Origin of the sequence: Burkholderia metallica (genome assembly GCF_902832845.1) — a bacterium.
Lineage (GTDB): Bacteria > Pseudomonadota > Gammaproteobacteria > Burkholderiales > Burkholderiaceae > Burkholderia > Burkholderia metallica.
In genome coordinates, this window is the sequence record NZ_CADFDB010000005.1 from 443,874 (window position 1) to 462,882 (window position 19,009).

At 66.0% G+C, this 19,009-nt stretch carries 17 protein-coding genes; all 17 read left to right on the forward strand.

From position 1 onward, the window contains the following. The first annotated feature begins 30 nt into the window (after positions 1–30). Positions 31–456, forward strand: coding sequence for a nucleoside-diphosphate kinase (gene ndk / locus HWX08_RS17445; RefSeq protein WP_006478674.1), 426 nt, complete (start codon positions 31–33; stop codon positions 454–456). Positions 457–511: 55 nt separating this feature from the next. Further along, entirely contained in the window at positions 512–1,651 is a 1,140-nt protein-coding gene (rlmN, locus tag HWX08_RS17450) for a dual-specificity RNA methyltransferase RlmN (protein WP_069256820.1), read from the forward strand. Positions 1,652–1,816: 165 nt separating this feature from the next. Next, entirely contained in the window at positions 1,817–2,833 is a 1,017-nt protein-coding gene (locus tag HWX08_RS17455; RefSeq protein WP_174922772.1) for a helix-turn-helix domain-containing protein, read from the forward strand. Between the two features lie 112 nt (positions 2,834–2,945). Continuing rightward, positions 2,946–4,250: a flavodoxin-dependent (E)-4-hydroxy-3-methylbut-2-enyl-diphosphate synthase gene (gene ispG / locus HWX08_RS17460; RefSeq protein WP_069258020.1), complete on the forward strand. Its 1,305-nt coding sequence runs from the start codon at positions 2,946–2,948 to the stop codon at positions 4,248–4,250. 16 nt (positions 4,251–4,266) lie between these two features. After that, positions 4,267–5,607 (forward strand): histidine--tRNA ligase, encoded by a 1,341-nt coding sequence (gene hisS, locus HWX08_RS17465; protein WP_039360260.1) that lies wholly within the window; start codon positions 4,267–4,269, stop codon positions 5,605–5,607. 55 nt (positions 5,608–5,662) lie between these two features. Further along, complete coding sequence (locus tag HWX08_RS17470) at positions 5,663–6,292, forward strand: tetratricopeptide repeat protein (protein ID WP_069256818.1); 630 nt, start codon at positions 5,663–5,665, stop codon at positions 6,290–6,292. Between the two features lie 41 nt (positions 6,293–6,333). Next, complete coding sequence (bamB, locus tag HWX08_RS17475; protein ID WP_069256817.1) at positions 6,334–7,479, forward strand: outer membrane protein assembly factor BamB; 1,146 nt, start codon at positions 6,334–6,336, stop codon at positions 7,477–7,479. 247 nt (positions 7,480–7,726) lie between these two features. Next, the gene (der, locus tag HWX08_RS17480) at positions 7,727–9,064 is read left to right on the forward strand and encodes a ribosome biogenesis GTPase Der (protein WP_069256816.1); all 1,338 of its coding nucleotides are present in this window, start codon (positions 7,727–7,729) and stop codon (positions 9,062–9,064) included. Positions 9,065–9,218: 154 nt separating this feature from the next. Then, positions 9,219–9,458 (forward strand): RNA chaperone Hfq, encoded by a 240-nt coding sequence (gene hfq, locus HWX08_RS17485; RefSeq protein WP_006399927.1) that lies wholly within the window; start codon positions 9,219–9,221, stop codon positions 9,456–9,458. A gap of 72 nt (positions 9,459–9,530) precedes the next feature. After that, positions 9,531–10,706: a GTPase HflX gene (hflX, locus tag HWX08_RS17490; RefSeq protein WP_174922771.1), complete on the forward strand. Its 1,176-nt coding sequence runs from the start codon at positions 9,531–9,533 to the stop codon at positions 10,704–10,706. 47 nt (positions 10,707–10,753) lie between these two features. Further along, positions 10,754–12,094, forward strand: coding sequence for an FtsH protease activity modulator HflK (gene hflK / locus HWX08_RS17495; protein WP_174922770.1), 1,341 nt, complete (start codon positions 10,754–10,756; stop codon positions 12,092–12,094). 14 nt (positions 12,095–12,108) lie between these two features. Beyond that, positions 12,109–13,008 (forward strand): protease modulator HflC, encoded by a 900-nt coding sequence (gene hflC / locus HWX08_RS17500; protein ID WP_174922769.1) that lies wholly within the window; start codon positions 12,109–12,111, stop codon positions 13,006–13,008. 36 nt (positions 13,009–13,044) lie between these two features. Continuing rightward, a complete protein-coding gene (locus HWX08_RS17505) occupies positions 13,045–13,236 on the forward strand; it encodes a DUF2065 domain-containing protein (RefSeq protein WP_011352254.1) in 192 nt (63 codons plus the stop codon). A gap of 114 nt (positions 13,237–13,350) precedes the next feature. Continuing rightward, a complete protein-coding gene (locus HWX08_RS17510; RefSeq protein WP_069256812.1) occupies positions 13,351–14,499 on the forward strand; it encodes an ATP phosphoribosyltransferase regulatory subunit in 1,149 nt (382 codons plus the stop codon). Positions 14,500–14,612: 113 nt separating this feature from the next. Further along, positions 14,613–15,959 (forward strand): adenylosuccinate synthase, encoded by a 1,347-nt coding sequence (locus HWX08_RS17515; RefSeq protein WP_107313698.1) that lies wholly within the window; start codon positions 14,613–14,615, stop codon positions 15,957–15,959. Between the two features lie 7 nt (positions 15,960–15,966). Continuing rightward, positions 15,967–16,563, forward strand: coding sequence for a phosphoribosyltransferase (locus HWX08_RS17520; RefSeq protein ID WP_006485899.1), 597 nt, complete (start codon positions 15,967–15,969; stop codon positions 16,561–16,563). Positions 16,564–17,073: 510 nt separating this feature from the next. After that, the gene (locus HWX08_RS17525) at positions 17,074–18,990 is read left to right on the forward strand and encodes a potassium transporter Kup (RefSeq protein ID WP_174922768.1); all 1,917 of its coding nucleotides are present in this window, start codon (positions 17,074–17,076) and stop codon (positions 18,988–18,990) included. The last annotated feature ends 19 nt before the right edge of the window (positions 18,991–19,009 follow it).

Consider the following 19,009-nt stretch of genomic DNA (forward strand, 5'->3'; position numbering starts at 1 on the left):
CCTGTAACTTCTTAATTTTTTGGAGTTTTTATGGCAATCGAGCGCACCCTGTCGATCATCAAGCCGGATGCGGTGGCAAAGAACGTGATCGGCCAGATCTACAGCCGTTTCGAAGGCGCCGGCCTGAAGATCGTCGCATCGCGCATGGCACACCTGTCGCGTGCTGACGCAGAGAAGTTCTATGCGGTTCACGCAGCGCGTCCGTTCTTCAAGGACCTCGTCGATTTCATGATCTCGGGCCCGGTGATGATCCAGGTTCTGGAAGGTGAAGGCGCGATCCTGAAGAACCGCGACCTGATGGGCGCAACCGATCCGAAGAAGGCTGAAAAGGGCACGATCCGCGCCGACTTCGCCGACAGCATCGACGCGAACGCCGTTCACGGTTCGGACGCAGCTGAAACGGCAGCGGTCGAAATCGCGTTCTTCTTCCCGGAAATGAACGTCTACTCGCGCTAAGCCCTGGCTGGCAGCAAGTAGGCAGGATTCAGCGCACGCGGCAAGGCAGCACATCATGACGAGCGAAACTTCCGTCAATCTTCTCGACTTCGATGCCGAGGGTCTTGTCGCGTACTGCGGCAGCCTCGGCGAGAAGCCGTTCCGCGCCAAGCAGTTGCAGCGCTGGATCCACCAGTACAACGCTGGCGACTTCGACGGCATGACCGATCTCGCGAAGTCCTTGAGAGAGAAACTCAAGGGCCGCGCGTCGATCGTCATGCCCGAGATCGCCAGCGATCACGTTTCCGCCGACGGCACGCGCAAGTGGCTGATCGACGTCGGGAACGGCAATGCGGTCGAAACCGTGTTCATCCCGGAAGAGACGCGCGGCACGCTGTGCGTGTCGTCGCAGGCCGGGTGTGCGGTCAACTGCCGCTTCTGTTCGACGGGCAAGCAGGGCTTTTCCCGCAACCTGTCGACAGCCGAAATCATCGGCCAGCTGCGGATGGCCGAATTCGCATTGCGAGCGTCGCTGGGCCGCGCGCCCGGCCCGAACGGCAAGGCCGAACGGGTCGTCACCAACGTGGTGATGATGGGCATGGGCGAGCCGCTGCTGAATTACAGCGCGGTCGTGCCGGCGATGCGGCTGATGCTCGACGACAATGCGTACGGCCTGTCGCGCCGCCGCGTCACGCTGTCGACGTCGGGCGTGGTGCCGATGATGGACCGCCTCGGCGCCGAGCTGCCGGTCGCGCTGGCCGTTTCGCTGCACGCGCCGAACGATGCGCTGCGCGACGAGCTGGTGCCGCTCAACAAGAAGTATCCGCTGCGCGAGCTGATGGCGGCTTGCCAGCGTTATCTGAAAGTCGCGCCGCGCGATTTCATCACTTTCGAATACTGCATGCTGGACGGCGTCAACGACACCGAAGCGCATGCACGCGAGCTGCTGGCCGTCACGCGCGACGTGCCGTGCAAGTTCAACCTGATCCCGTTCAATCCGTTTCCGGAATCGGGCCTCATCCGCTCGAAGCCGGAGCAGATCAAGCGTTTTGCACAGGTCCTCATCGACGCGGGTGTCGTCACGACCGTGCGCAAGACGCGCGGCGACGACATCGATGCCGCGTGCGGCCAGCTGGCCGGCGCGGTGAAGGACCGCACGCGCCTCGCGGAACGAACGGGCGCGGCAGGAAAAGTCATCGAGGTTCGGGCGATTTGACGGGGGTGCGTGGGCCGGGGATGCCAGCACCTTCAAGCGGTACAACACGCGAATAGCGATCGGTCGCGGCGCCTCGGCGTCGCGCATGGTATGGACAGTTGCGGGTGCCGGCCGGCCTGAGCCGGCGGCGGCCGCCAGTGAAGAAGAATCGACGCGAGGACAAGGATGAGTGAGCCGCAGCCGTCTAACGGCGCAGAGACGAATGGCGCGAAGCCGGCACCGGCAGGGTTGGAATCGCTTGCGGCGGTCGGCAGCCGGCTGGCGCAGCTTCGGGAGTCGCGAGGCTGGACCGTCGACGACGTGTCGGCGCGACTCAAGGTCGCTCCGCAGAAGCTGCGGGCGCTCGAGGCCGGCGACATCAGCCATTTGCCCGGCGTGACGTTCGCGCTCGGCGTCGTGCGCAGCTACGCGAAGATGCTCGGCGTCGATCCGGAGCCGTTCGCGCAGGCGTTGCGCCGCGAGCGCGGGGTGCCGGAAGTCGACCTGTCGATGCCTGCGTCGTCGGGGACGGATCTGCCGCGCGGCCGCGTGTCGATTCCGCTGGGCGGATCGTCGCGGCATCACCCGTGGCTGTGGGGCACGGCGATCGTCGTCGTCGCGGTGGTGGCGGTACTGATGTGGCACACTGGCGGCGATTCGTCGAGCCTGCTCGCACGCTTCAAGAGCGGCGACGCGGAGCACGTGTCGGCCGCGAGCGTGCCGGCGGCCTCGTCGTCGTCCGTCGAGGAGGCGGCTGCGAGCGGCGCATCTGCCACGGTTGCGAATGAGGTTCCGGCCCCGGCCCCGGCCCCGGCCCCGGCCCCGGCCGCTGCGTCGGCTGCGCCCGCGCCCGTGGCGCCGGTCGTGACGGCCGCTGCATCGCAGCCCGTCGTCGCCACGACCGCGGCAAGCGCCGCCGCGCCGGCTCAGCCGGCGAGCGTCGCGGTTGCGGCCGGCCAGTCGATGGTCGAGCTGAAGGTCAAGCAGGACAGCTGGTTCAGCGTGCGCGACAAGAACGGCAAGGAGCTGTTCTCCGGGCTGGTGCACGGCGGCGACGCGAAGCAGGTCGCGGGCGACGGCCCGTTCAAGGTCACGATCGGCAACAAGGCGGGCCTCGACGCGATCGCGTTCGACGGAAAACCTGTCGATCCGGCAAAATATTCGGCAGCGCGGGGTAACGTGGCGCGGTTCACGTTGCCCTGACGTCAAGCGCCGTGGCGAAGGCCTGTCGTCGATGTCGGCAGGCCGAGCGGGCACGGCGCTTTTTCAATTCATGCGCCGCGTCGCGGCGCATTCCGCGTAAATGGATCTATCGATGCAATCCGAAGCTCAATCCCCACGCATTAGTCAGATTTGTTCGACCGAACCGGTATTCGGCGGGCAGCAGCCGCGCCGCGTATCGCATGCGGTGGATGTCCGCTGGGGCGGGCAGCTCGTGACGATCGGCGGCGACGCGCCGGTGCGCGTGCAGTCGATGACGAATACCGACACGGCCGACGCGATCGGCACCGCGATCCAGATCAAGGAACTCGCGAACGCGGGCTCCGAGCTGGTGCGCATCACGGTCAACACGCCCGAGGCCGCGGCCGCCGTGCCGGCGATCCGCGAGCAGCTCGACCGGATGGGCGTGAGCGTGCCGCTCGTCGGCGATTTCCACTACAACGGCCACCTGCTGCTGCGCGATTACCCGGGTTGTGCGGAGGCGCTGTCGAAGTACCGGATCAACCCGGGCAACGTCGGCCAGGGCGCGAAGCGCGACACGCAGTTCGCGCTGATGATCGAGGCCGCGGCCAAGTACGACAAGGTGGTGCGAATCGGCGTGAACTGGGGCAGCCTCGACCAGGATCTGCTCGCGCGCATGATGGACGAGAACGCTGCGCGTTCGGAGCCGTGGGGTGCGCAGAGCGTGATGTACGAAGCGCTGATCCAGTCGGCGATCGGCTCGGCCGAGCGCGCGGTCGAACTCGGCCTCGGCCGCGACCGCATCGTGCTGTCGTGCAAGGTCAGCGGCGTGCAGGACCTGATCGCCGTGTACCGCGAGCTCGGCCGCCGTTGCGGCTTCGCGCTGCACCTCGGGCTGACCGAGGCCGGCATGGGTTCGAAGGGCATCGTCGCATCGACGGCCGCGCTCGGCGTGCTGCTGCAGGAAGGGATCGGCGACACGATCCGCATCTCGCTGACGCCGGAGCCGGGCGCGCCGCGCACCGGTGAAGTGATCGTCGGCCAGGAAATCCTGCAGACGATGGGCCTGCGCTCGTTTGCGCCGATGGTGATCGCGTGCCCGGGCTGCGGCCGTACGACGAGCACGCTGTTCCAGGAGCTCGCGATGCAGATCCAGACGTACCTGCGAGAACAGATGCCGGTATGGCGCAAGGAATATCCGGGCGTCGAAAAGATGAACGTCGCGGTGATGGGCTGCATCGTCAACGGCCCGGGCGAATCGAAGCACGCGAACATCGGCATCAGCCTGCCGGGTTCGGGCGAGAACCCGGCCGCGCCCGTTTTCATCGACGGCGAGAAGGTCAAGACGCTGCGCGGCGAGCGGATCGCCGAGGAATTCCAGCAGATCGTCAGCGACTACGTCGCACGCAACTACGGCCGCGCTGAGGCCACGAACTAATTCGTCCACACACACGATGACTGAACAAAAACGCAAGATCGAGAAGCTCACCGGCGTCAAGGGCATGAACGACATCCTTCCGCAGGATGCCGGCCTTTGGGAGTTCTTCGAAGCCACCGTGAAATCGCTGCTGCGTGCGTATGGCTACCAGAACATCCGCACGCCGATCGTCGAGCACACGCAGCTCTTCACGCGCGGCATCGGCGAGGTCACGGACATCGTCGAGAAGGAGATGTACAGCTTCACCGACGCGCTGAACGGCGAGAACCTGACGATGCGTCCGGAAAACACCGCGGCCGTCGTCCGTGCGTCGATCGAGCACAACATGCTGTACGACGGCCCGAAGCGCCTGTGGTACATCGGCCCGATGTTCCGTCACGAGCGCCCGCAACGCGGCCGCTACCGCCAGTTCCACCAGGTCGGCGTCGAGGCGCTCGGCTTCGCGGGCCCGGATGCGGACGCCGAGATCATCATGATGTGCCAGCGCCTGTGGGACGACCTCGGGCTGACCGGCATCAAGCTCGAGATCAACTCGCTCGGCCTCGCCGAAGAGCGTGCCGCGCACCGCGTCGAACTGATCAAGTACCTCGAGCAGTTCGCCGACGTGCTCGACGAGGATGCGAAGCGTCGCCTGTATACGAACCCGCTGCGCGTGCTCGACACGAAGAATCCCGCGCTGCAGGAAATCGCGCAGAACGCACCGAAGCTGATCGACTTCCTCGGCGACGAGTCGCGCGCGCACTTCGAGGGGCTGCAGCGTCTGCTGCTCGCGAACAACATCCCGTTCAAGATCAACCCGCGTCTCGTGCGCGGCCTCGACTACTACAACCTGACCGTGTTCGAATGGGTGACCGACAAGCTCGGCGCGCAGGGCACGGTCGCGGCCGGCGGTCGTTACGATCCGCTGATCGAGCAGCTCGGCGGCAAGCCGACCGCCGCGTGCGGTTGGGCGATGGGCATCGAGCGGATTCTCGAACTGCTGAAGGAAGAGGATCTCGCGCCCGAGCAGGAAGGCGTCGACGTGTACGTCGTGCATCAGGGCGAGACCGCGCGCGAACAGGCGTTCATCGCGGCCGAGCGCCTGCGCGACACGGGCCTCGACGTAATCTTCCACTGCAGCGCCGACGGTGCGCCGGCGAGCTTCAAGTCGCAGATGAAGCGGGCGGATGCCAGCGGTGCCGCGTTCGCGGTGATCTTCGGCGAAGAAGAGGTCGCGAACGGCACGGTGGGCGTGAAAGCGCTGCGCGGCGCGGGCGGAGACGGCGAAAAGAACGTTCAGCAGACCGTACCGGTCGAAGGCTTGACCGAATTCTTAATCAATGCGATGGTTGCATCCGCCGAAGATGGCGACGACTGATCGCGCTGGCATCCGCTCGACAAAAACGGCCTGAACAGGAAGGAATCGCTCGCCGATGAGTTATCACGACGAACAAGAATCGATTGAAAGTCTCAAGGCGTGGTGGGCCCGCTGGGGCAACCTCACCACGTGGATCGTGCTCGCGGCGCTCGTCGTCGCGGCCGGCTTCAACGGCTGGAACTACTGGCAGCGCCGTCAGGCTGCTGAAGCGTCCGGGCTGTACGAGCAGGTCCAGAAGGCCGCCGCCGCTAACGACAAGGCGACGATGGCCCGCGCGGCCGCCGACATGGAGGACAAGTTCGGCAGCACGCCGTATGCGCAGATGACGGCACTCTCCGCTGCGAAGACGCTGTACGCGGCCGGCGACTCGGCGGGTGCGAAGGCGCAGCTGCAATGGGCCGCCGATCACGCCAAGGATGACGAGTACAAGCAGATCGCGAAGCTGCGTCTCGCGTCGCTGCTGCTCGACGAGAAGGCGTACGACGCGGGCCTCGCGCTGCTGTCGGGTACGCCGGTCGATGCATTCAAGGGCCTCGTGGCCGATCGCCGCGGCGATCTGCTGGCCGCGCAAGGCAAGACCGACGATGCGCGCGCCGCTTACAAGCTCGCGCTCGACGGCCTGTCGAAGGACGACCAGTCCGCACGCCAGCTCGTACAGTTCAAGCTGGACGCGCTCGGCGGCTGAACTCCGGTCCCCTCAACCTCTTAACTCTGCTTCGCTAACCGATGAATTTGCTGAAACGTTACGCTGTGCCCGTTGCCTGCGCGGCGGCTGTTCTCGCACTGGCGGCCTGCTCGTCGTCGAAGGACGCGCGCCGCGTGCCGACGCCGCTCACCGAGTTCAAGCCCGTGATGGACGTGCAACAGGTCTGGAAGGCGAGCGTCGGCAAGGGCGGACGCTATCTGTTCTCGCCGGTCGCCGTGGGCGACGCCGTCTATGCGGCGGGCGAAAACGGGTCGGTCGAGAAGATCGACGCGAAGACGGGCCAGACGGTCTGGCGTGCGAAAGTCGGCTCCGATCTGTCGGCCGGTGTCGGCAGCGACGGCAACCTGACCGCGGTCGGCGCACTGAAGGGCGGCGTGTTCGTGCTGGGCCCGGACGGCAAGCAACTGTGGAAGACCAGCGTGCAGGGCGAGATATTCTCGCCGCCGCTCGTCGGCAACGGCCTCGTGGTCGTGCGCACGATCGACGGCCAGGTGATCGCGTTCAACGCGCAGACGGGCGAGCAGAAGTGGAACTACCGCAATCGTGCGGTGCCGCTGAACCTGCGCGTGTCGGCCGGCATGACGTTCGCCGGTGATGCGGCCGTGCTGGCGGGCTTCCCGGGCGGCGGGCTGGTCGCGATCAACCTGCAGACGGGCGAGCCGTTCTGGCAGACTCCGGTGTCGTTCCCGAAGGGTGTGACCGAGGTCGAGCGCATCAACGACGTCAGCGGCCCGCCGACGCTCGTGGGCGCGGAAGCCTGCGCGGTCACGTTCCAGGGCCAACTCGGCTGCTTCGATGCGAACTCGGGCCGCCCCCTGTGGGAAAAGCCGTTCTCGAGCCGCAGCGGTCTGGCCCAGGACGATTCGGTGGTCGCCGGCGGCGACGACTGGTCGATCGTGACGGCGTACGACGCGGCCACCGGCAACCAGCTGTGGCGCAACGACAAGCTGAAAAGCCGTGACGTCGGCGTGCCGTATCTGCTCGGTCATGCGGTCGTGATGGGCGACTACAAGGGCTTCGTACACTTCCTGTCGCGCGAAGACGGCAGCTTCATCGCACGGATGAAGACCGACGGCAGCGCGATTACGGCGGCGCCGGTCCTCGCGGGCAACACGCTCGTCGTGCAGACGAAGGACGGCGGCCTGTACGGATTCCGTCCGCGCTGACACGCAGGAAACAGGCGCGGGCCCGGCGCGACGGGCTTGTCCCGCGCGCCGCGCTCGCGCGACTTGAAGGCGGCCGGTGCATCCGGCCGCTCGGTATTTGAAAGGCAGTTCGAGACGAAAGACGATGGCGCGCTGCGCGCGCCAGGCGCGCGCATCCGGCGCGGCGCGAATTCGTGATATTTTCATTCAGCGCAGCCGCCCGCAGCAGCGGGCCTCCCGCTGCTGCGCTTCACCGTAGAAAACACAGATGAAACCGGTCATTGCCCTCGTTGGGCGCCCCAATGTGGGGAAATCCACGCTGTTCAACCGGCTCACGCGCTCGCGTGACGCGCTGGTCGCCGACTTGCCGGGCCTGACGCGCGATCGCCATTACGGCGAAGGGCGCGTCGGCGAACGGCCGTACCTGGTCGTCGATACGGGCGGCTTCGAGCCCGTCGCGAAGGACGGCATCCTGCACGAGATGGCGCGCCAGACGCGGCAGGCCGTCGAGGAAGCCGACATCGTCGTGTTCATCGTCGACGGCCGCAACGGGCTCGCGCCGCAGGACAAGTCGATTGCCGACTACCTGCGCAAGACCGGCCGGCCGATCTTCCTCGTGGTCAACAAGGCCGAGGGGATGAAGTACACGTCGGTCGCCTCTGAGTTCTACGAGCTCGGGCTCGGCGATCCGCGCGCGATTTCGGCCGCGCACGGCGACGGCGTGACCGACATGATCAACGAAGCGCTCGCGGTCGCCTATGCGGACCGGCCGGAGGAAGAGGACGAGAACGATCCGTCGCGCGGCATCAAGATCGCGATCGTCGGCCGTCCGAACGTCGGCAAGTCGACGCTCGTGAATGCGCTGATCGGCGAAGATCGCGTGATCGCGTTCGACATGCCGGGCACGACGCGCGATTCGATCTACGTCGACTTCGAGCGTAACGGCAAGAAATACACGCTGATCGACACGGCCGGCCTGCGCCGTCGCGGCAAGGTGTTCGAGGCGATCGAGAAGTTCTCGGTCGTGAAGACGCTGCAGTCGATCTCCGACGCGAACGTCGTCATTCTTCTGCTGGATGCGCAGCAGGACATTTCCGACCAGGACGCGCACATCGCCGGCTTCGTCGTCGAGCAGGGCCGCGCGCTCGTGATCGGCGTCAACAAGTGGGACGGTCTCGACGAGCATGCGCGCGACCGTGCGAAAGCGGATTTGACCCGCAAGCTGAAATTCCTCGACTTCGCGAAATCGCACTTCATCTCGGCCGCGAAGAAGACGGGCATCGGTACGCTGATGCGCTCGGTCGACGACGCGTACGCGGCGGCGATGGCGAAGCTGCCGACGCCGAAGCTCACGCGCGCGCTGATCGAAGCGGTCGAATTCCAGCAGCCGCGCCGTCGCGGCCCGGTGCGTCCGAAGCTGCGCTACGCGCACCAGGGCGGCCAGAATCCGCCGATCATCGTGATCCACGGCAACGCGCTCGACGCGGTCACGGAAACCTACAAGCGCTACCTCGAAAACCGGTTCCGCGAAACTTTCTCGCTGACCGGGACTCCATTGCGCATAGAGTTCCGTTCGTCGAACAATCCGTACGCGGACAAGAGCTGAATCAGCCTGTTACACACGTCATGCAAGGGGTTGGCCGCAAGGCCTATGCCCCGGGCGGGCCAGGCAAAATCAGCTATAGTGTAGCGATTGGCGCCGGATCTCTTTTTCTTTCCCGCCAATCCAGATCAACCTGCAAAAAAAGATGGAGTACGCCATGAGCAACAAAGGGCAATTGTTACAAGACCCGTTTTTGAACGCACTGCGCAAAGAGCACGTTCCCGTTTCGATTTACCTCGTCAACGGCATCAAGCTTCAAGGGAACATTGAATCGTTCGACCAGTACGTCGTGTTGCTCCGTAATACGGTGACCCAGATGGTGTACAAGCACGCCATCTCGACGGTCGTGCCGGCGCGCCCGGTGAATTTCCACCCGGACGCGGAAGCCTCGTCCTAACCTATCGCAGCGGCCGGCGTCCGGTCGCCGCGAGCGACCGATGCCAGCCGCCTTATCTTGACACCCGAAAATTTGATCAACGCAGCGCTCGTCGGCATCGATTTCGGCAAGACCGATTTCGAAGCCAGTCTCGAAGAACTCAGTCTTCTCGCCTCCAGCGCGGGGGCCCGTCCCGCAGTCACCCTCACGGGTCGTCGCTCAAGCCCCGATGCCAAGATGTTCATCGGCAGCGGCAAAGCCGAAGAATTGCGGCTTGCCTGCGACGCGCACAACGTCGAAATCGTCATCCTCAACCACGCACTGGCGCCGGCCCAGCAACGTAATCTGGAGCAGGCGCTTAACAGGCGTGTGGTCGATCGCACCAGCCTCATCCTCGACATCTTCGCCCAGCGCGCCCGCAGCCACGAAGGCAAGCTGCAGGTCGAACTCGCGCAGCTTCAGTACCTGTCGACGCGGCTCATTCGCGCATGGACCCACCTTGAACGGCAGAAGGGCGGTATCGGCCTGCGCGGCCCGGGTGAAACCCAGCTCGAAACCGACCGCCGGCTGATCGGCGAGCGCATCAAGATGCTGAAGTCGCGGCTCGACCGGCTGCGCCGGCAGCACAGCACGCAACGTCGGCAGCGCGCGCGCAGCGGCACGATGTCGGTGTCGCTCGTCGGCTATACGAACGCGGGCAAGTCGACGCTGTTCAATGCGCTGACGAAAGCGCAGGCGTACGCGGCCGACCAGTTGTTCGCCACCCTCGACACGACGTCGCGGCGCGTATACCTCGGCGACGAGGTCGGCCAGATCGTCGTGTCCGATACGGTCGGCTTCATCCGTGAACTGCCTCACCAACTGGTCGCGGCATTCAGGGCGACCCTCGAGGAAACGATCCACGCGGATCTGCTGCTGCACGTGGTCGATGCATCGAGCGCGGTCCGGCTCGAGCAGATCGAGCAGGTCAACGGCGTGCTGCACGAGATCGGCGCGGACACGATCCGGCAGGTGCTGGTGTTCAACAAGATCGACGCGGTGCCCGAGCTGGCGGCCCGCGGCGACGCGGTCGAGCGGGACGAGTATGGTAATATTTCGCGCGTCTTTTTGAGCGCGCGCACCGGTCAGGGTCTTGACGCGTTGCGTGCCGCCATCGCCGAAATCGCCTCCGCGGAACACCTTTCCGGCGCGACGTTACCCAACGACGTGCTCGACGGCGCACCCGCTGAACCACACGAAGACCACACGATTTCCGAACACGGGCGCTAACCGGTCCCGGCCGGTTCGCCGGCGTCCAATCTGGTGAACAAACTCTGGTGAACGAATACAACGAGCGGAGTACCTGGCGGCGGATGCGCGCCTTGCTGTCGATCAACGATCCCCGCTGGGGACGCGGCGAAGGCAATGGCAAAGACGGATCCCGTCCCCGTGCGAACGAATCGAAGCGTCCGCAAGGCGGCGACGGCGATGGTCCGCCCGATCTCGACGAGATGTGGCGCAACTTCAACCGGCGCCTGAACGGCCTCTTCGGCGGCAAGGGCGGTAACGGCTTCCGTCCCGACAACGGGCGGGCCGCGAAGGTCGGCGTCGGCATCGTGATCGGCGTGCTGGTCGCGATCTACGCGGGCAGCGGGCTGTTCGTCGTGCAGGACGGGCAGACGGGCGTCGTGCTGCAGCTCGGCAAACTGTCGGGCACGGTCGGCCAGGGCGTGCACTGGCGCGCGCCGTATCCGTTCGCGTCGCACGAGATCGTCGATACGTCGCAGGTGCGCTCGATCGAGATCGGCCGCAACAATGTCGTGCGTCTCGCGAACGTGAAGGAAGCGGCGATGCTCACGCGCGATGCCGATATCGTCGACGTGCGCTTCATCGTCCAGTACCGGATCCGTTCCGCAACCGATTACCTGTTCCGCGGCGTCGATCCCGAGCGCAGCGTGTCGCAGGCCGCCCAGGCCGCGGTGCGCGCGATCGTCGGCACGCGCAGCGCGGCCGACCTGCTGAACCAGGACCGCGACGCGCTGCGCGAGCAGCTTTCCGCCGCGATCCAGCGCGATCTCGACCGCTATCAAACGGGCCTCGAAGTGACGGCCGTCACGATGCAGAGCGTCGCGGCGCCCGAGCAGACGCAGGCCGCCTACGCCGAAGTCGCGAAGGCGCGCGACGAGCGCGAAGCCGCGAAGCGTGCCGCGCAGGCGTATGCAAGCGACCTGCTGCCGAAGGCGCAGGGCGACGCCGCGAAGCTCGTCGACGAAGCGAAGGCGTATGCCGATCGTGTGGTCACGCAAGCCGAAGGCGATGCCGACCGCTTCAAGCAGGTCTATGCGCAGTATTCGAAGGCACCCGCGGTGATCCGCGAGCGCATGTATCTCGAGACGATGCAGGAAATCTATTCGAACGCGACGAAGGTGTTCGTCGGCAACAAGGGTGGCAACAGCGTCGTGTATCTGCCGCTCGACAAGCTCGTCGAGCAGGGGCGACAGAATGCCGCGACGTCCGCCGGCGCATCCGCGCCCGATGCAGCGTCGGCACCGGCGGCCGTCGCGCCGGCTGCGGCCGCACCCGCCAGTGCGGCATCGGCCGCGGCGGCGTCGGGCAGCGACGTGCTGCGATCGCGCGAGGGGTTTCGCAGCCGGTCGCGCGAAGACGATCTGAAGTAACGGGAGCGCAGAACATGAACCGAATCATTGCGCTCGTCGTCGCAATCGTGATCGTTGCCTTCGCGGCATCGTCGACCGTCCTTACCGTCGATCCGCGCCATGCGGCCGTGCTGTCGGGGCGCGATGGCGCGCAGCCCGAGCTCGCGGGCCCCGGCATCCATTTCAAATTGCCGCCGCCGCTGCAGACGGCCACGCTGATCGACACGCGCCTGCAATCGCTCGAGTCGTCGGACCCGCTGCAACTGGTCACGGCGGACAAGCACGACCTGCTCGTCGCCTACGCGCTGAAGTACCGGATCACCGATCCGATGAAGTATTTCACGGCGACGGGCGGCGACCCGGCCGCCGCCGGCGACCGTCTGGCCGGTGTGCTGAAGAGCGCACTCGGCGACGCGTTCGGCAAGCGCGCGCTCGACGACGCACTCGGTGGCCAGCGTGCGATCGCCGATGCGGCCCGCGACGAAGTGAAGGCGAAGGCGTCCGGTTTCGGCGTCGACGTGGTCGACGTCCAGCTGACGCGCGTCGATCTGCCGGCCGCGCAGACCGATGCCGTCTATCAGCGGATGATCGGCTCGCTGCACGATCAGGCGGCGCAGGTGCGTGCGCAAGGCGCGGCCGACGTCGAGCAGATCAAGGCCGACGCCGAACGCGAACAGCAGGCCGTGCTTGCGAACGCGTACAAGTCCGCGCAGACGATCAAGGGCGAGGGCGACGCAAAGGCCGCGACGATTGCCGCCGATGCATTCGGCCGCGATCCGCAGTTCTACCAGTTCTACGCGAGCCTGCAGGCTTACCGGAACACGTTCAAGCGCAACGACATCATCGTCGTCGATCCCGACAGCGAGTTCTTCCGCTTCATGCGCAGCCCGACGGGCGGCGCCGCACCGACGGCGCCTGCTCCCCGCAAACACTGACCTTGGGGCGCCGCGTCGAGCGGCGCCGTCGCTCGCATGGACCTGGCTGGCTCGTTGTTGCTCGCAGTAGCGCTGATGCTGATCATCGAGGGGGCGTTCCCCTTCGTGTTTCCCGTCGCCTGGCGCGACACGTTTCGTAGAATAGCGGAGCGGCCGCCGCATCATATCCGGATCGGCGGGCTGATCGTGATGGTGCTCGGGCTCATATTGCTGCTGCTCGCCACCTGACCAGGGGGCTGATCCAGACGGCTTATCCGCCGTTCGCCCCGCCCGAATTCAGAATTTCCGATTCATATCGCGGCGCGCGTGTCGCGCGCCGTTTCCCGTCGTAGGACCGTACCGATGTCGACCTGGTTACTTCCCGAGAATATCGCCGACGTGCTGCCGTCGGAAGCGCGCAAGATCGAGGAGCTGCGCCGCAGGCTGCTCGACCGTTTCCGTTCGTACGGCTACGAAATGGTGATGCCGCCGCTGCTCGAATACCTCGAGTCGCTGCTGACGAGCGGCGGCGCCGACCTGCGCCTGCGCACCTTCAAGCTGGTCGACCAGCTGTCGGGCCGTACGCTCGGCCTGCGCGCGGACATCACGCCGCAGGTCGCGCGGATCGACGCGCACCTGTTGAACCGTCAGGGCGTGACGCGCCTCTGCTATGCAGGCCACGTGATGCATACGCGCCCGCGCGGCCTGCATGCGACGCGCGAACAGATCCAGATCGGCGCCGAAATCTACGGGCATGCCGGGCTGGAAGCCGACCTCGAAATCCAGCAACTGATGCTCGACGCGCTGCATCTCGCGGGCCTGTCGCGCATCCGCCTCGACCTCGGCCACGCGGGCGTGCTCGCGGCGCTGCTCGCGCGCGACGCACAGGCCGCCGAGCGCGGCGAGTCGCTGTACGACGCGCTGTCGGGCAAGGACGTGCCGCTGCTGAACGAACTCACCGACGATCTCGGCGCCGATACGCGCGCCGCGCTGCGCGCGCTGCCGCACCTCTATGGCGACGCGAGCGTGCTCGCCGAGGCGCGTGCGCGGTTGCCGGTGCTGCCCGAAATCACGCGGGCGCTCGACGATCTCGCGCAGCTCGCCGCACAGGCGAAGGGCGCCGAAGTGGCGATCGATCTCGGCGACCTGCGCGGTTACGCGTACCACAGCGGTGCGATGTTCAGCGCCTACATCGACGGCGTGCCGAACGCGATCGCACGCGGCGGCCGCTACGACCACGTCGGTCAGGCGTATGGCCGCGCCCGTCCGGCCACGGGCTTCTCGCTCGACCTGCGCGAGCTCGCGCGGATTTCGCCGGTCGAGGCGCGCGGCACCGCGATTCTCGCGCCGTGGGCGCAGGACGACGCGCTGGGCGCGGCCGTTGCGGCGCTGCGCGATGCGGGCGAAGTCGTGATCCAGGCACTGCCGGGCCACGATCATGTGCTCGACGAATTCGCGTGCGACCGGTCGCTTGTCGAGCGCGACGGTGCATGGGTGGTCGAACCCCGATAAACAGGTGTTCGCGGGACGTGCTTCGGCGTGCATATCGTTGAAGCGAAACGGAAAAATTCGGAATCGCCCGCGAACATAGGTAGAATACGTTTTTAACCAGCTAACGAATCAACATGTCTGCCAGCGCTGTGAACGTGACTCCCGGGCGCAATGTCGTCGTCGTGGGAACGCAATGGGGTGATGAAGGCAAGGGCAAGATCGTCGACTGGCTGACGGACCACGCCAAGGGCGTCGTGCGTTTCCAGGGCGGTCACAACGCCGGCCACACCCTCATCATCGGCGGCAAGAAAACCATCTTGCGCCTCATCCCGTCGGGCATCATGCGTGAAGGCGTCGCCTGCTACATCGGCAACGGCGTCGTCCTGTCCCCCGAAGCACTGTTCAAGGAAATCGGCGAGCTCGAAGAAGCCGGCGTGAACGTGCGCGACCGTCTGTTCATCTCCGAAGCCACGACACTGATCCTGCCGTACCACATCGCGATCGACCAGGCGCGCGAAGCGCGCAAGGGCGCGGGCAAGATCGGCACGACCGGCCGCGGCATCGGCCCCGCGTACGAAGACAAGGTCGGCCGTCGGGCGCTGCGCGTGCAGGACCTGTTCGACGCGAAGACCTTCGCCGACCGCCTGCGCGAAAACCTCGATTTCCACAACTTCGTGCTGACCCAGTACCTGGGCGGCGCGGCCGTCGATTTCCAGGCCACGCTCGACACGATGCTCGGTTACGCCGACCGCCTGAAGCCGATGGTGACGGACGTATCGCGCCGCCTGTACGACGCGAACAATGCGGGCCAGAACCTGCTGTTCGAAGGCGCGCAAGGCACGCTGCTCGATATCGATCACGGCACCTATCCGTTCGTCACGTCGAGCAACTGCGTCGCAGGTGCGGCGTCGGCCGGCGCGGGCGTCGGCCCGCAGAAGCTCAACTACATCCTCGGCATCACGAAGGCATATTGCACGCGCGTCGGCTCGGGCCCGTTCCCGAGCGAACTGTACGATGCGGACAATCCGCAGCGCCAGGATCAGGTCGGCGTCACGCTCGCGAACGTCGGCAAGGAATTCGGTTCGGTCACCGGCCGTCCGCGCCGCACCGGCTGGCTCGACGCAGCCGCGCTGCGCCGCTCGATCCAGATCAACGGCGTGTCGGGCCTGTGCATGACCAAGCTCGACGTGCTCGACGGCCTCGACGAAGTCAAGCTGTGCGTTGGCTACAAGATCGACGGCAAGGATGTGGACATCCTGCCGCGCGGCGCGGCCGATGTGGCGCGTTGCGAGCCCGTGTACGAAACGTTCCCCGGCTGGAAGGAAAGCACGGTCGGCATCAAGACGTGGGATGCGCTGCCGGCGAATGCGCGGGCGTACCTGAGCCGCGTTCAGGACGTGGCTGGCGTGCCGGTCGACATGGTGTCGACGGGCCCGGACCGCGACGAAACGATCCTGCTCCGCCATCCGTTCAAGGTGTAATTCCCAGATGACGCAGCAAATTACGATGACGGCGGCAGACTTGATGACCGATCCGCGTAACGACGACAAGAACCTGTGGGTAGGCTGGGACGAGTATCACCGTCTGATCGAGCTGCTCGCGCTCCAGGTGCATGCGTCGGGCTGGAAGTTCGACCAGATCCTGTGCCTCGCGCGCGGCGGCCTGCGTGTCGGCGATCAGCTGTCGCGCATCTACGACGTGCCGCTCGCGATCCTCGCGACCAGCTCGTACCGGGAAGCGGCCGGCACGGAGCAGGGTGAGCTCGACATCGCGCAGTACATCACGATGACGCGCGGCAACCTCGCGGGCAACGTGCTGCTGGTTGACGATCTCGTCGATTCGGGCGTCACGCTCGCGCGCGTGCAGGAGCACCTGAAGGAGCGCTATCCGTCGGTGACGGCCGTGCGCTCGGCCGTGCTCTGGTACAAGGGCTGCTCGAAGGTCAAGCCCGACTATCACACGCAGTTTCTGCCGACGAATCCGTGGATTCACCAGCCGTTCGAGGAGTGGGACACGGTTCGTCCGCACAACCTCGAAGCGTGGATCAAGCGCGGTCGCGCGCAGCGCGACGGTTCGGGCGCGTAAGCGGCCGGCCGATCGAAGGAAAGCCTTGTACGGCGCCGCTTGCGGCGCCGTTTTTCATGGGCGCCCGGCATCATGGGCGTCCGCCTGTACAAGTCGCGCCATGGATCGCGGCAAATGGAGCGAAGCGTCACTGCATGACGGTGGTCGAATGCAGGGAGGAAGCGCGAAGCGTCAATCGCGAGCCGACGGTCGAGCGCCGTATAGAAAGAAGGCGTTGCCGGGCAGCGCGAGGAGGGCATGAAACTGCGAAGCGCGCGTGATCAGGGCGAAGCGGCGACCGTCCGCGGCCCGATCGGCGCACCAGGTACGCCGGACGGTGCGCTCGGCGCACCCGATAGGCAGACTGCGCGGCCCCGGCTATGATTGGCAGCCCTGCCACAGCTCGCGCCGGATTGCATGCGCGACGTGGATCACGTGGCTCCACGGCAACAGGGCAGGACGGTGATTCACGGGGGCGCGAGTAGAATAGCGCTCGTTTTGTCCGACCCGGACCCGATTATTACGCTTCATATGAACGACACGATCCACGCGAACGACGCAGCACACGCGCCGCATTCGACGCAACAACACTCGATGCGGGCGCTAGCGATAGCAGCCATCGGCGTCGTGTTCGGCGACATCGGCACCAGCCCGCTGTATTCGCTCAAGGAGGCGTTCAGCCCCGCGCACGGCATTCCGCTCACCGAAGGATCGATTCTCGGCGTGATCTCGCTGCTGTTCTGGGCAATCATCCTGGTGGTCGGCGTCAAGTACCTGCTGTTCGTGATGCGGGCGGACAACAACGGCGAAGGCGGCGTGCTCGCGCTGATGGCGCTGTCGCTGCGGCCGCTCGACTCGAAAACCCGTGTCGCGGGCGCGCTGATGGCGCTCGGGATCTTCGGCGCGTGCATGTTCTACGGGGACGCGGTGATCACGCCGGCGATCTCGGTGATGTCGGCGGTCGAAGGTCTCGAAATCGCGACGCCGCACCTGTCTCATCTCGTGTTGCCGATCACGATCGTGATCCTGATCGCGCTGTTCTGGATCCAGCGCCACGGCACCGCGCTGGTCGGCAAGCTGTTCGGGCCGATCATGGTGATGTGGTTCGTCGTGATCGCGGCGCTCGGCGTGTACCACATCGTGCGCGTGCCGGGCATCATGGCGGCCGTCAACCCGTATTACGCGGCGTCGTTCATGGCCGACCATCTGCTGCAGGCGTACGTCGTGCTCGGCTCGGTCGTGCTGGTGCTGACCGGCGCGGAAGCGCTCTACGCGGACATGGGCCACTTCGGCGCGAAGCCGATCCGCATCGCCGCCTACGGGCTCGTGATGCCGTCGCTCGTGCTGAACTACTTCGGCCAGGGTGCGCTGCTGATCCAGAACCCGAAGGCGATCGAGAACCCGTTCTTCCTGCTGGCCCCGGAATGGGCGCTGCTGCCGCTCGTCGTGCTGTCGACGGTCGCGACCGTGATCGCGTCGCAGGCGGTGATCTCGGGCGCGTATTCGCTGACGTCGCAGGCCATCCAGCTGGGCTACGTGCCGCGCATGAAGGTGCTGCACACGTCGGAACTCGCGATCGGCCAGATCTACGTGCCGGTCGTGAACTGGCTGCTGCTGTTCGTGATTCTCTGCATCGTCGTCGGCTTCAAGAGCTCCGACAACCTCGCGGCCGCGTACGGCATCGCGGTGACGGCGACGATGGTGATCACGACCGTGCTGGCTTGCGTCGTGATGGTGAAGGTGTGGAACTGGAACCGGCTGCTGGTCGGCGCGATCATCGCGGTGTTCCTCGCGATCGACCTCGGCTTCTTCGGCGCGAACCTGCTGAAAGTCGCGCAGGGCGGCTGGCTGCCGCTCGGCATCGGCGCGCTGCTGTTCTTCCTGCTGATGACCTGGTACAAGGGGCGTCACATCGTCAAGGAGCGCACGGCGGCCGACGGCATTCCGCTCGAACCGTTCCTGCAGGGGCTGCTCGCGCATCCGCCGCATCGCGTGTCGGGTACCGCGATCTACCTGACCGGCAACGACAAGCTCGTGCCCGTCAGCCTGCTGCACAACCTGAAGCACAACAAGGTGCTGCACGAGCGCACCATTTTCCTCACGTTCGTCACGCGCGACTTTCCTTACGTGCGCGACGACAAGCGCCAGACCGCGCGTGATGCGGGCGGCGGGCTGTACATCGTCAAGGCCGAGTACGGCTTCAACGAGACGCCCGACGTGAAGGCCGTGCTCGAGGAATTCGGCCGCACGCACGACATGACGTTCGAACTGATGGACACGTCGTTCTTCCTCGCGCGCGAAACGGTCGTGCCGACCCATCTGCCCGGCATGTCGATCTGGCGCGAGCGCGTGTTCGCGTGGATGCACCAGAATGCCGCGAAGCCGACCGACTTCTTCTCGATCCCGGCGAACCGCGTGGTCGAGCTCGGAACGAAGATCGAGATCTGACCGGGTACGGCGCGCGGCG